The sequence below is a fragment of the Rhodoblastus sp. genome (genome assembly GCF_019449565.1).
Taxonomy (GTDB): domain Bacteria; phylum Pseudomonadota; class Alphaproteobacteria; order Rhizobiales; family Beijerinckiaceae; genus Rhodoblastus.
Genome location: NZ_JAGRPM010000006.1, coordinates 1 through 13396, shown reverse-complemented (window position 1 = coordinate 13396; position 13396 = coordinate 1). Strand labels below are relative to the sequence as shown.

General features: G+C 62.4%; 12 protein-coding genes and 2 tRNA genes. 11 read left to right on the top strand and 3 right to left on the bottom strand.

The features are described from left to right. Nucleotides 1-26 precede the first annotated feature (26 nt). From QZ409_RS00485 to QZ409_RS00475, 3 genes are all read right to left on the bottom strand, one after another. Nucleotides 27-842, bottom strand: coding sequence for a GDSL-type esterase/lipase family protein (locus tag QZ409_RS00485; RefSeq protein WP_296706086.1), 816 nt, complete (start codon nt 840-842; stop codon nt 27-29). Further along, nucleotides 779-1882: an OpgC domain-containing protein gene (opgC, locus tag QZ409_RS00480; protein ID WP_296706085.1), complete on the bottom strand. Its 1104-nt coding sequence runs from the start codon at nt 1880-1882 to the stop codon at nt 779-781. Before opgC ends, QZ409_RS00485 begins: the two co-directional genes overlap by 64 nt. A 195-nt stretch (nt 1883-2077) precedes the next feature. Beyond that, nucleotides 2078-2419, bottom strand: a complete 342-nt coding sequence (locus tag QZ409_RS00475; RefSeq protein ID WP_296706084.1) for an iron-sulfur cluster assembly accessory protein — start codon at nt 2417-2419, stop codon at nt 2078-2080. Nucleotides 2420-2609: 190 nt separating this feature from the next. Here QZ409_RS00475 and QZ409_RS00470 point away from each other — a divergent pair, with 190 nt between their 5' ends. The 11 genes from QZ409_RS00470 to QZ409_RS00420 all read left to right on the top strand — a co-directional run bounded on the left by QZ409_RS00470 (nt 2610) and on the right by QZ409_RS00420 (nt 13280). Continuing rightward, nucleotides 2610-3827, top strand: coding sequence for a deoxyguanosinetriphosphate triphosphohydrolase (locus QZ409_RS00470; RefSeq protein WP_296706083.1), 1218 nt, complete (start codon nt 2610-2612; stop codon nt 3825-3827). A 239-nt stretch (nt 3828-4066) separates the two neighbouring features. After that, on the top strand, nt 4067-5368 hold the full coding sequence (locus tag QZ409_RS00465; RefSeq protein WP_296706082.1) for a glycosyltransferase family 4 protein: 1302 nt from the start codon (nt 4067-4069) through the stop codon (nt 5366-5368). Nucleotides 5369-5493: 125 nt separating this feature from the next. Continuing rightward, entirely contained in the window at nt 5494-6792 is a 1299-nt protein-coding gene (locus tag QZ409_RS00460; RefSeq protein ID WP_296706081.1) for a homoserine dehydrogenase, read from the top strand. Between the two features lie 69 nt (nt 6793-6861). After that, nucleotides 6862-7461: a glutathione S-transferase family protein gene (locus tag QZ409_RS00455; protein WP_296706080.1), complete on the top strand. Its 600-nt coding sequence runs from the start codon at nt 6862-6864 to the stop codon at nt 7459-7461. Then, nucleotides 7445-9253 carry a single-stranded-DNA-specific exonuclease RecJ gene (recJ, locus tag QZ409_RS00450; RefSeq protein ID WP_296706079.1) on the top strand — a complete coding sequence of 603 codons (1809 nt, stop codon included), beginning with the start codon at nt 7445-7447 and terminating at the stop codon, nt 9251-9253. The genes QZ409_RS00455 and recJ overlap by 17 nt, the downstream gene beginning before the upstream one ends. Nucleotides 9254-9351: 98 nt before the next feature. Further along, nucleotides 9352-9427 (top strand) — tRNA-Glu (locus QZ409_RS00445). 364 nt (nt 9428-9791) lie between these two features. Further along, complete coding sequence (locus QZ409_RS00440; protein ID WP_296706078.1) at nt 9792-10793, top strand: SPFH domain-containing protein; 1002 nt, start codon at nt 9792-9794, stop codon at nt 10791-10793. Nucleotides 10794-10801: 8 nt separating this feature from the next. Next, nucleotides 10802-11260, top strand: a complete 459-nt coding sequence (locus tag QZ409_RS00435; protein ID WP_296706077.1) for an NfeD family protein — start codon at nt 10802-10804, stop codon at nt 11258-11260. 194 nt (nt 11261-11454) lie between these two features. After that, a tRNA-Val gene (locus QZ409_RS00430) sits at nt 11455-11533 on the top strand. 315 nt (nt 11534-11848) lie between these two features. Then, nucleotides 11849-12028 (top strand): hypothetical protein, encoded by a 180-nt coding sequence (locus QZ409_RS00425; protein WP_296706076.1) that lies wholly within the window; start codon nt 11849-11851, stop codon nt 12026-12028. A 493-nt stretch (nt 12029-12521) separates the two neighbouring features. Then, the gene (locus QZ409_RS00420) at nt 12522-13280 is read left to right on the top strand and encodes an amidohydrolase family protein (RefSeq protein ID WP_296706075.1); all 759 of its coding nucleotides are present in this window, start codon (nt 12522-12524) and stop codon (nt 13278-13280) included. Nucleotides 13281-13396 lie beyond the last annotated feature (116 nt).

Genomic DNA, 13396 nt, shown 5'->3' with positions numbered 1-13396 from the left:
GTCTCGCCCAGATTTGACGGCGTGGGTCAGGGTTCGATGGGGGCGGGGCGGGTGCGGCGCAACACCATATTCGCGACCAGCGCCTGCGCGACCTGTTCGGCGAGGCAGTCATAGCCGATTTCGGCGGCGAAGGGCTGGTCGCCCTGTTCGATCCGGTCGCGCGTGCGCGTCGCAAATTGCATCGCCGAGGTGCGGCGCAGATAAAGCACGTTCTCCGACAGCGCGACGCGGCGGGTGGCTTCGCGGATGGCGTCTGCCTCGCGGTCGTCGTGCAGCCAGGGATTGGCCTCGAACCCAACCAGCAGCACGTCGAGGCCGTTTTCCTTGGCCCAGCGCACGCCCTCGCGCAGATGGGCCTCGTAATCCTGCGGCGCGACGTGCTGGAGCGCGTCATTGGCGCCCACCTGCCAGATCAGCAGGTCGGGTCGCGACAGGGCGACCTCCGTTCGCATGCGCTCGGCGGCGGTGGCGGCGATCTCGCCGGAAACCGGCCGGTTGGTGATGACCACGTCCACGCCTGTCAAGGCATGCTCCAGCAGGCTTTCCAGGGCGGCGGGATAGGATTTGCGCTGGCCCCGGCCCACGCCGATCGGCGATCCGATGATCAGGATATTGAGCTTTTCGCTTTTCTTCAGCGCGGCGGCGACGCGAGGCAGAGGCGCTGGCGCGGCAAGCGTATCCGCCGGCGCCTCGCAGGAAAGCGCTGGCCGCGCCCCGTCCTGCGCCGCCGATGCGGCTCCGGCCGCCAGCCCGCCCAGCCCCAGCCCCAGCCCCAAGTTCAGGCTGAGGCCAATTGCCGCGCGCGCGCCACGGCGAGCCTTTTGCGCCATTCCGACAACCATGCAACTGCGCCTAATCCAGTCAATCCAACAAGTAGCACGAGGAGATCGATTTCCAAACGCCCGTTGAAACGGTAGCGGGCGACCTGTCCGCACAGGCTCAGCACCGATCCTGCGCAGAAAACATTCAAGGAATTGCGACCAAGCAACGCCATATATTCCGTGAGGAGCGGCAGCCAGCGGTCGATATATTTGAAGGCTCCCATGAAGAAACAGGCCAGGGCCAAAGCGTGGATGACGCGCGCCGGCGAGAGATAGGTCTTGTCGAATACGAAAAACAGTTTCGGGCTCGGCAGCACGGCGGGATCGGGCGTGAAATCCGCCAGGGCGATGGTCAGGCCGATGAGGGTTTGCAAGCCCGCCAGCCAGAACAGGACTTTCTTGGTTCGGGGCGACCAGCTTGAAAAGCCTTTCGGCCCGCTCAACACGAAACCGAGAATGAAGATGAACTGCCAGGCGAAGGGGCTGAAAAACCATGTGCCTTCGACCGGCCAGGTCGGAAGGTTGAGGCCCGTGGCCACCGTATAGAGATAAAGCGCGAAGGAGAGCGGCAGCAGCAGCTTGGGCGCCAGCCGGTCGAAAACGCCGATGGTCGGTCCCATCGCCATCAGCACCACATAGAGCGGCAGGATGTTGAAATAGCCGAGCTGGTAGCGCAGCAGCACCAGGCCGATATGGGCGTCGATCGGGTCCTCGAACGCAGCCGCCGCATTGTGCCATTGCAGGATATAGGGCTGGTCCAGCGCCTTGGCCGCGCCCGCGATGATGGCGATGGCGAAGGCCGTGATGACGATTTGCGCGAAATAAATGGTCAGGGCGCGGCCGGCGAGGCGGTAGAGCAGCGCGCTCAGCGGCTCGCTGGAAAGGGAATTGATCACGTAGCGCAGCGAGACGCCCGCGAGAAAGACAAACAGTTCGGCGGAATCCGAGAGCGAATATTCCCGGAAGGTGTAGCGCTCGATGAAGATGCCGGGGACATGGTTGACGAATATCGTCACCAGGGCGAATCCGCGCCAGAAATCGACCGAATTCGGCGCCCTCATGCCGCCAGTCCTCGGCCCGCCGGGCCCCTGCCGGGCGGGCGCAAGCCGACGTTGCGGGAGGATTCAGCGGGTCGGCTCGTCATCAGGGGCGATCTTGGCGGGCGATTTTGGCGGGGCGATCTTGGCAGGCGGGGTTCTGGTCCAGGCGCTATCCGCTATCGCAAATCCCCAGCGGACCCGCGAGCAAAAAACGCCTCAAACGGCGAAGCTTGTCCCGCAGCCGCAGGACGCCGTCGCATTCGGGTTTTCGATCCGGAAGGACGAGCCCATTAAATCATCGACGAAATCGATCTGTGCGCCCTTGATGTAATCGAGCGAGACCGGATCGAGCGCCAGCCGCGATTCCGAATCGCCAAGGATGATGTCGCCTTCCTCGGCGGCGGGCACGATGTCGAAGGCGTATTGGAAACCGGAACAGCCGCCGCCATTGACCGAAATCCGCAGGAAAGAGCCCGGCGCCTCGTCGCGCAGCACTTCCGCCACGCGCTTGAGCGCGCGTTCGGTCGCCACGACCTGTTCCGCCACAAGTTCACTCATCGGGATTCTCCGCCTTGTTCCAGCCCTGAACATAGTCCTTGCCGGGGCAGGGTCAATGCGGCGCGGCGCGCTTTTCCCTTTCGCCGTGGAAACACCGTCTTGCGCGAATACAATGGCTGAACTCGACGCCGTCGCGTCCGGCGTGATATGCGCCGCTGATAGTTCGCCGCCTCCGTCCAGAGCAGGTCCCTTGTCCGTCGCGCCCGGTCCGAATTTCCTCTCCGCCAAGCCGCTGGCGCCTTTTGCCGCCGACTGGCGCCGCAGCCGGGGGCGGCTTTACCCCGAGCCGCCTTCGCCGACGCGCGGCGAATTCCAGCGCGACCGCGACCGGCTGGTCCATTCGACCGCCTTCCGCCGCCTCGCCCACAAGACGCAGGTGTTCATCCCGCTGGAAGGCGATCATTTCCGCACCCGCCTGACCCATACGATCGAAGTGGCGCAGATTTCGAGGGCCCTTGCGCGCGGGCTGGCTCTGGACGAAGACCTCGCCGAGGCGACGGCGCTCGCCCATGATCTCGGCCATACCTGTTTCGGCCATGCCGGCGAGGAAGTCCTCAACCCCTGCATGGCGCCCTTCGGCGGCTTCGACCACAACGCCCATGCCCTGCGCATCGTCACGAAGCTGGAGCGGCGCTACGCCGGCTGGGACGGGCTCAACCTGTGCTACGAGACGCTGGAAGGGCTGGTCAAACATAACGGTCCGCTGCGCAGACCTTATGCGCGACATGACAATGAGGGTGATATACCCTTCGAGATCAAGGAATTCAACGCAGTTTTTCCTCTTCATCTTGAGCTGTTCGCATCGGCCGAAGCGCAATGCGCGGCGCTTGCCGACGATATCGCCTATAACGCCCATGATATCGACGACGGGTTGCGCGCCGGCCTGTTCGACCTCGAAGACCTGCGCGAGGTTCCTTTCCTGCGCGACCTGCTGGACGAAATCGCTGCGCGTCATCCGGGGCTGGAGCGGGTGCGCGTCATCCATGAACTGGTCCGACGCGTCATCACCCGTTTCGTCGAAGACGCGCTGACGGAAAGCGCACGCCGTCTGGCCGCGCTGGCGCCCGCGAGCATCGAGGACATTCGCCGCGCGGATTCGGCGGTGGCCGCCTTTTCACCCGCGATGGAGACGGCCAAGGCCGAGATCAAGGCTTTCCTGTTCGTGCGCATGTACCGCCACAGCGCCATCCTGCCGGTCTGGAAGGAGGCCAGAAGGATCGTGAAGGGGCTGTTCGAGAAATTCCTGTCCGAGCCCGAGTCCATGCCCGAGGAATGGGCGCAGGCGGCGCGCCATCGCAGCGAGGCCGAGCGCGCGCGGGTTGTCTCGGACTATATCGCCGGCATGACCGACCGCTACGCTCAGGCGCAGGCGGATAAATGGCTCGGCAAGGCGGGCGAGCGGCGCTGACGGCGGGAGCAGGTTTTCGGGCCTCACCATTATTCCCGCACGCTGGGCCAATCGGTGCGCGTGGCGTTAAGTATTTTCGGCAATATAGCTTAGCGATTCATTTATGTTAAAATTTACAAGGCAATAACATCAAATTATTACTCGTGATAATTTGTTTGAGGCGGTTGTTGTTCTCGTGTTTTTTCTGAACATTAAGCCGCCGCGCCGATATTTGGCCCAAACGCCAGGAGTTGATTGCCGTGAACGCATTCCCGTTGCAGAAGCCCTTGCGCGTGTTTCATTATATCGGCGGAAACTTCGGCATTACCGGCATAGAGACCTTCGTCCTCCACCTTTGCGCAGCCCAGAAGGGCGCGGGATTCGCTCCATCCATCATTCTGGACGTCGAAGGGCGCGAACAGCTCAGGACCATGGCGGAAGATCATGGCGCCACGCTCCACGCCTTGCCGACGAGAAATCGAAACGCGCGGGGGCTTGCCCGCAAGATCGAAAGCGCAGGTTATCGGGCCGCTCAGATCAGGATGCTGGTCAAAATCCTTCGACAGAGCGATGTCCTGCATATTCACGAGCTGACCTTCGGCATTGAAATATATCTTGCGGCGCGGATCGCGGGCGTCCCGAAACTTATCGTGACGCATCACGCGAGCATGACCTTTCACAAGGAAGGCTGGACGCGACAGCAGGCCGCGACGTTCTGGCTGCAGAAACGCTGGGCGTCCCGGATCGTGCTGCCCTACAAGGCGGCTTCCGAAGAATATATCGCGCACGGCGTCTCGCGGGACAGGGCCGCGATCGTGCCCTATTGCGTCGATCAGAACGTCTTCACCGGATTGGCGGGCGAGCCGGAGCCCGGCGAACTTGTCCTCGTGATGGCCGCGCGCCTCGTCGAAGGAAAAGGCCATCGGGAGTTGATCGCCGCCCTGGCGCAACTTGCCCCGCATTTCCCCGGGTTGCGGCTTCTGATCGCCGGAGTCGGCCCGTTGCGATCGGCCATCGAGGCGGAAGTCGATCGGTCGGGCTTGGGCGATATCGTCGAATTCAGGGGCCAGGTCGATCTCCGCGCCATGCCGGAGCTTTTGCGCTCCGCCCATGTGGTCGTGCTGCCGAGTTACATGTGGGGCGAAACCTTTCCGCTCTGCCTGCTTGAGGGCATGGCGGTCGGGCTTCCGGCAATCGCGACGCGCTGGTTCGGCATTCCCGATATCGTCGAGGATGGCGAGACCGGCATTCTAGTCGAACCGCGCGATGTCGAGACTTTGGCGCAAGCCATCCGCCGCTTCCTGACTGAGCCCGGCGATTACCGGCGCGCGCGGCGAAAGGCGGTGGCGCGCTTCAACGCCAGATATACTTCGGCCGCAGTCGCCGCAGCCTATTCGGAGTTCTACCGGCAGGAACCGGCTCGCAACACGCGTGGCTGGCCAAAATGGGCCAAAATCGCCCCGATCCTTGCCGCCGCCTTCCTTGGAGCGCCGGACGCGACGCCGGTGGATTTTGACGATGACCTGGTCGACGCCAGGTCGACGGTCATGATTCGCGCATGAGCGCGCTTGCATGATTCGCGCCTGAGCGCGCCTCAATGAGGCTTGCCGCCCGCGAGTCAGATTGATCCCCCGCGCGAAATGAGGCACAACGCCGCCAAATCCTGAAATCTGGCGGGGACCGGAACATGAGTGAAGTTTTGCGCGTCGGGATCGCCGGTCTCGGAACGGTGGGCGCCGCCGTCGTTCGCCTCCTTCAGACTCAGGCGGGCGATCTCGCCGCCCGCACGGGCCGCAGCATTGTCGTCGCCGGCGTCTCCGCCCGCGATCGCAAGCGCGACCGGGGTGTGGACCTGTCCGGCGTCGAGTGGTTCGACGACCCCATCGCCCTTGCGCGCTCTGAAAAAATCGACCTGTTCGTCGAGCTGATCGGCGGCGACGAGGGCGGCGCGCGCTCCAGCGTCGAGGCGGCGCTGAAGGCTGGGAAATCGGTGGCTACCGCCAACAAGGCGCTGCTGGCGAAACATGGGCTGGAACTGGCCCGCGTCGCCGAATCGCACCATTCCGCTCTGGCCTTCGAGGCTTCTGTCGCGGGCGGCATCCCGATCGTGAAGACCTTGCGCGAGGGTCTCGCCGGCAACAGTATCGCCCGCGTCTATGGCATTCTCAACGGCACCTGCAATTACATCCTCTCGCGGATGGAGCTGGAAGGCCTGTCCTTCGCCGAATGCCTGAGCGAGGCGCAAAGGCTCGGCTATGCCGAGGCCGATCCGACCTTCGACATCGGCGGCTTCGACACTGCGCACAAGCTCGCGATCCTCGCCTCGCTCGCCTTCGGCGTGAAGCTCGACGCCGAGGCGATCAGCATCGAGGGAATCCAGGATATTTCGCTGGCCGATCTCCACGCCGCCCGCGAGCTGGGCTATCGCGTGAAGCTGCTTGGCGTCGCCCAGCGCACGCCGCATGGCGTCGAGCAGCGCGTGCATCCGACCATGGTCCCGCTGTCGTCCCCCGTCGCGCAGGTCATGGGCGTTACAAATGCCGTGACCGTGGACGCCGACGCCGTCAACGAATTGACGCTGGTTGGCCCCGGCGCCGGCGGCATGGCGACCGCCTCGGCGGTGGTCGCCGATATCGCCGATATCGCGCGCGGCATCCGGTCGGCGCCATTCGGCCTGCCGGTCGATCATCTCGCCACGGCGCAAAAGTCGCCGATGCAGCGCCATGAGGGCGGCTATTACATCCGGCTTGCGGCGCGCAACCACATCGGTGCGGCGGCGGCTATTGCGACGCGCATGGCCGAACGCGGCATTTCGCTGGAAAGCATCGTCCAGCGCCGCGGCTGCGCCGCCGACGATAGCGTCGTGCCGGTCGTGCTGGTTACTTACGCCACCACCGAAGCCTCGGTGCGCGAGGCGCTCGCGGCCATTGTCGCCGACGGTCATATCGCCGAAAAGCCGCAGGTCATCCGCATCGAACGGGAATGATATCGCGGCTTGACGCCGCGTAGTTATGTTCCTATTTTGTTCGCGCCTAAGCGAGGCGAGGAGGAATTCATGCGGCTTTACTGGGCGCCCCAGACGCGGTCCCTGCGGGTTCTATGGATGCTGGAAGAGATCGGCGCGCCCTGCGAGCGCGTGCGGATCGATCTGAAATCTGGCGAGCAGCATAAGCCCGCCTACCACGCCATCAACCCGATGGAGAAAGTGCCCGCGCTGCAGGACGGCGAATCCTGCGTAGCGGAATCGGGCGCAATCATCGCTTATTTGGCTGAAAAATTTCCGCAGGCGGGGTTGGCGCCGGCCATCGGCGAGGCGGCGCGCGGGCGCTATCTGCAATGGCTGTTCTTCTCCGGCTCCTGCATCGAGGCCGCGATCACCCAGAAATTCGCCAATGTCCAACTTCCCGAAGGCTCGGCGGGCTGGGGCTCGTTCGACAAGGTCTTTAATGTCCTGACGGAGGGTCTCTCCACGAGCCCTTATATGCTCGGCGAAAAATTTTCCGCCGCCGACGTGCTGATCGCCTCGGATCTGCATTTCGTCATCAATGTCTTCAAGATGCTGGAGCCGCGCCCGGAATTTTCCGCCTATCTGGAGCGTTGCCATTCGCGTCCGGCCTTTTTGCGCGCGCAAAAAATAGATGCCGATGGGGTCTGAGGCCCGGTTTCTGCTCGGCGTCGAAAGCAGCGCGCTGGGACGGCCCTGGCGCGACCGGCTCGACGCCGCAGGCGGCGCGCGGGCCTTGACGATTGCGCAGCAGACCGGCCTGCCGGACCTGCTCTCGCGCGTGCTGGCGGGGCGCGGCGTCAACCCCGAGACGGCTCTGGCCCATCTCGATCCCACCCTTCGCGCGCTGCTGCCTGAGCCTTTCACGCTGACGTCGATGCAGGAGGCGACGGAGCGACTGGTCCGCGCTGTCGAACGGCAGGAAACCATCGCTATTTTCGGCGATTATGACGTGGACGGCGCCTGTTCCTCGGCGGTGCTGGCGGAATTCTTCGATTATTGCGGCGTTCCGCGCCTGATCCACATTCCGGATCGGATTACCGAGGGCTATGGCCCTAATAGCGAGGCGATCCGCGCGCTGGCCGCGCGTGGCGCGACGCTGCTGGTCACGGCGGATTGCGGCACCACCAGTTTCGAACCCTTCGTCGAGGCGCGCAGGCTCGGCATGGATGTGATTGTCCTCGATCATCATCAGGCGCCGGAGGTCCTGCCGGACGCGATTGTGGTCAATCCCAACCGCCAGGACGATGTTTCAGGGCAGGGCGCGCTCTGCGCCGCGGGCGTCGCCTTCGTCGCGCTGGTCGCGCTCAACCGCGCGCTCCGCCGGCGCGGCTTCTGGCGCGAGAGGCTGGAGCCGGACCTGCTGGCGTCGCTCGATATCGTCGCCCTCGCAACGGTCGCCGACGTCGCGCCGCTGACGGGCCTCAATCGCGCCTTCGTGGTCAAGGGCTTGTCGCTGATGAAGTCGCGCGGCCGCGCGGGCTTGCGTGCGCTCGCCGACGTCGCCGGCCTTAACGGGCCGCCGCGCGCCTATCATCTCGGTTTTTTGCTCGGCCCGCGCATCAACGCCGGAGGCCGCATCGGCGACGCGGCTCTTGGCGCCAAATTGCTGCTGTTGCGCGACGATCTGGAGGCGGGCGCCATCGCCGCCGAGCTGGACCGGCTCAATGGCGAACGCCAGATTCTCGAAAAGCAGATGCTGCAGGAGGCTTTGGGCGAGGCCTACAAGCAGTTGGGGCCAGCGGAGGAGGGCGCCTTTGTGCTGGCCGCCGCAGCGGACTGGCAGCCCGGAATTGTCGGGCTGGTCGCCTCGCGGCTGAAGGAGCTGTTCGGACGCCCGGCCTTCGCCATCGCCTTCGACGGCGAGGTCGGAACCGGTTCCGCGCGCTCCATTGCGGGCGTGGATCTCGGCAAGGTGGTGCGCGCGGCGGTCGAGACGGGCCTGATCGCCAAGGGTGGCGGCCACGCCATGGCGGCGGGCGTCACCGTGCGGCGCGACCAGCTCGCCGCGTTCCAGTCCTTTCTCGAAGAGCGACTCGCGGAGCCGGTCGCCCGCGCCCGCGCCAACGCCGGGCTTTCGGTGGACGGGCTGCTGACCGCCAGCGCCTGCACGCCGGCTTTGGTTGAGGAAATCGAGAAGGCGGGGCCCTTCGGCTCCGGCAATCCCGAGCCGGTTTTCGTGCTGCCCGAGCATCGAATCGTCGACGTGTTGCCCTTTGGCGCGGATCATTTGCGGCTGCGGGTGCAGTCGGGCGACGGCGCGCGGCTGGAGCTGGCGGCTTTTCGCGCCGCGCAATCGCCCATCGGCGCCGCTCTGGCTAAGGCGCGCGGCGAGCGGGCGCATCTTGCCTGTTCGCTCTCGCTCGATCATTGGGGCGGACGGACCAAAGTCAGCGCGCGGCTGGTCGATCTGGCTATTTGCAAGCCGGGGCCGGGACGCTGAACAAAAATCCACGGCGAAGGGGATGAAAGGCTTGCCAGCATGAATTGCCGCAGTTATACGTCGCCCCACTTCGCAAGCGGTCGGCCGCTTCGCGCTCCGCGCCCATCGTCTAGCGGTCTAGGACGTCGCCCTTTCACGGCGAAAACAGGGGTTCGATTCCCCTTGGGCGCGCCAATAAAATCAATCAGTTACGATATTTCCCGCAAAATTTGTGCAATGTTTGTACAATATCGCTTTGCAGTGATGGCAGTGCAGCCGCCAATTAAACGCGACGTTAGCTCGTCGACACTTGAGTTCGTCGGGCGTTCTATCCAGCGGTCGTCCGACCATAGCTCGATGGATGGCGGCGAGATGGGCTCGACCAGCGAGTTGGCCGAACGAAACGCCTCGACGTTGAGACGTCTATTATTTCGGCATGTCACCTATCCCATCGAGAATTTATTATGATCGCTCCCGCTTGTCGGGAGGATAGGATCCTTGCACCCCCCAGCTTGACAGGATAGCTATGTCGTCACTTTAAGACGACGGGGAAACCGCAATGGACGGGCTTTTGATATTTCTTGTGTTGTTGCTCGTTATTTTTTTTGCAGTTATTTCGCGTGCTATACGTCAAGTTCCGCAAGGATTTCAATGGACGGTGGAACGTTTCGGACGTTACCGTATTACTCTGCAGCCAGGCCTTCGGATGATTAATCCTTTCATCGACCTTATTGGCCGCAAGCTCAACGTCCAGGAAACAGTCCTGGAAATCCCACCGCAGAACGTCATCACTAAGGACAATGCGTCCGTGATCGTTGACGGCATTGTTTTCTATCAAGTGATTGACGCGAGCCGTGCTGCTTATGAGGTCCAAAATCTCCAAATAGCCGTCAGCAACCTAACGATGACCAATATCCGCACCGCAATCGGCGCTCTTGATCTGGATGAAACCCTTTCTAAGCGGGACGAAATCAACGAAAGGCTGCTACGCGTCCTCGATGCCGCTACCGAAGCGTGGGGAACGAAGGTGACACGCGTGGAACTCAAGGATGTGCGTCCGCCGGAAGACGTATTATCTGCGATGGCAAAGCAACTCACCGCGGATCGTGAGCGGCGTGCAGCCATTTTGCGCGCAGAGGGTATCAAACAGGCTGCAATCCTCGAGGCAGAAGGCGACAAGCAGTCTCAGATTCTTGCCGCGGAAGGTCGCTTGTCCGCCGCGCAAAAGGATGCCGAAGCCCGCGAGAGATTGGCTGAGGCAGAGGCACGTGCCACCGAGTCTGTCTCGCGGGCAGTCGAAGGCGGCAATGTGCAGGCGCTAAATTATTTCGTGGCGCAGAAATATGTTGAGGCGCTTAGCCAAATCGGTCAATCGTCAAATACCAAACTTGTGTTGATGCCGATTGAGACAAGCGCACTCGTAGGTATGGTTGGCGGCGTTGCTGATTTGGTTAAGCAGGGGCTCGGACGAGGTAAATCCGACTCAAAATTAACCGAAATGGAATCGTTAGAAGGCAACATCTCTGAGCTGGCTAGGCAGGGGATCGCGAAAGGGAGCTAAAATCAGCCATGCCTTGGTTTATGTGGGCGGGCATCGCCATTTTCCTCGGGTTAGCCGAACTGCATGCGCCCGGCGTTTATTTGGTCTGGATCGCATTGGGTGCAACGGCGATGACGTTACTTACTATTTTACATCAATTCTCATTAGAAGCCCAGCTTGGTTTGTTTCTTGCATTTTCTGCTGTCAGTTCAATACTAGGCTGGTTCGTCTATCGCACTGCAAACCGTACTAGCTTAGACTTCGACTTGAACGAACGCGCTTACGCAATGGTCGGCTTGTGCGGCACGGTAGCGGTGCCAATCCAATACGGCAGCGGCAAGGTGCGGGTTGGAGACACAGTCTGGCTGGCCGATGGGCCGGAACTGCCGGAAAGCGCGCCCGTTCGCGTGCGTGCGGTTCGCGGCTCACGCCTAATTGTCGAGGCCCTCGGTGAGAAGACAGCCCCGGACGCTCCGAAATCAAGCTGATCCCACGTTAGGCGCGCCTACCAGCTTTCTGCGTTTTTGATTAAGGCGTTTCGCGTTCCGAAACGATGACTTGCCCATTGATTGCATTAAAACGAATGGTTACGATTCGAGGCGTCCCTGGCATCAATTTTGTTTTGGCCATCGTCACTTTTTAAGCTGCCATATATTTTCGCCGCTTTCATTTGACGCCAAGAGGGTTTTGGTACGCGCCGCACCAAAACCCCACCCTTCACACGGGTGGAGTCATAGGTTCGATCCCTATATCGCCCACCATTGTTTTTTCAGGGTTTTCTAGAGAATCGGCAGCGGCATCACGGGAGACTGAGCGTCACCGGAGCGTCACTCCGGCAAAATTCGCGCGTCCGTGCCCGAACATAAAAATTCACGCTTCGAGCCCTGTCGCCGGGTTTTCGCCAGCTTCCCCGACCGATTCCTGCTACGCGCGCCAGCCGCAACGAAAAACGGCCCCCGAAGAAGCCGTCGTCGTGTTTGGGTGTCGTTTGATCCAGATCAGCCGTCCGGTAAGCGGATGTTGACCGCCGAGGACGTGGCGCGCATCTTTTGTCGCCACTACCGGAGGCTTCCATTATGAAGAAACTGCTCCTCGCCTTTGCCGCCATCGCCCTTCTCGCCGAGCCCGTCGCGGCCCTGCCGATTCGCGCGCTGCAGGAAACGAACGTTGGCGCTCCGTTAATCGAAAAAGCTGTTTATGTTGGCACGCGCGGCTCTGCACGCCGGACCGTCCGCCGACGCGTTCGTCGGTACTAACGCCATCGGTCAAAGCGGAAACGCCCAGCGCTGTCCGATCGCATAGGCGCGCGCCCACCGGCTGCGAAGGTTGCAGTTTGACCAATGCGGTCGTGACGCCGGACTGGCGCGGCATGAACGCGCCGGGCGCGGGCGGAATGTGAACCCGCTTCAAGCGTCGCGCCGCACAAGCCTGATTTTGTCCGGGTTCGGCTCGAAGGCGTCATCCGCACGATGTTCGCTGACCGTCTCAGATCGACGTGTAGCGGTCATCGCGGATCGCCAAAGTGGGCGTCCAGCGGCTGGTCTCGCACTTCGTCCGACACACGTCACGTGGGCCGCATGAGGCGTTCGGCCTCACGGGTTCGTCGTAACGAAGGGGTTGTTGGTCGGCATCTGGACGATGACGAATTAAATCTTATTACCCCGCGCGCCTTTCAACGTTCGTTTCTTTACGACCTATAACGCCGCTGGTATTAGTAGGGTCGGACTGTCTTGGCGAAGCGAGGACAAGATGCGGCTTTTCAACTGCGGTTGTTGCGGCCACCCAGCGCTCGCCGAAATCTTCAGTTTTGGCCGCGGGATGGGCCTCACGCGACGACAGGCGATGGTTGCAACGGCGGTTACGGCCGCGGCCTCGGCCTTGCCGACCCTGGCGCTGGCGGGGTCCCCCGACACTTTGTTTCAGTTTCAGGCCGCGCTGGTTCAGGCGGGGCCGGCAGACGCGATCCTGATCGGCGATGTCGTGACGGTCGCCGATGCGCAACCGTCCGCAGAGGCGGTTGCTGTGACCAATGGGCAGATCGTGGCCGTCGGCAGCCTCAAGGAGGTCATGGCGCGCAAGGGGCCCGGTACGAAAGTGATTGACCGGACCGGCAAGGCGATCCTTCCCGGTTTCGTCGATCCGCACGTGCACATCGTATCGTCGTCGACGTTCAACCTGTTCCTCGATCTGTCTCCCTTCGCCAACAAGGATGCCGACGAGGTGCTCGCCAAGATCGCTGCTGCCGCCGCGAAGGCCAAGCCGGGCGATTGGGTGATCGGCCAGCTATATGATACCGCGCTGATGCCGGGACATCGGGCGCTTCTGCGCGAGGACCTCGACAGGATCGCTCCCCAGAATCCGGTGTTCGTGCTCTCGGCGAGCCAGCACTTCAGCTATGTGAACAGCAAGGCTCTCGAGATTGCCGGAATTGCCGAGGATGCCGCCGATCCCGCCGGCGGGAAGTTCGGCAGAGACAGCAACGGCCTGTTGATTTCCGTTTGGAACTGACCCGGGATTTTCACTGAGAAGTGACCCGCCTTTTTATGTTCCTGCGGTCAGGTTTTGGTCAAGGCATTGGCTTTCTCCTTTCGTCCTTTTGCGGTTGCGGCGCTGGCCTTGAAGCG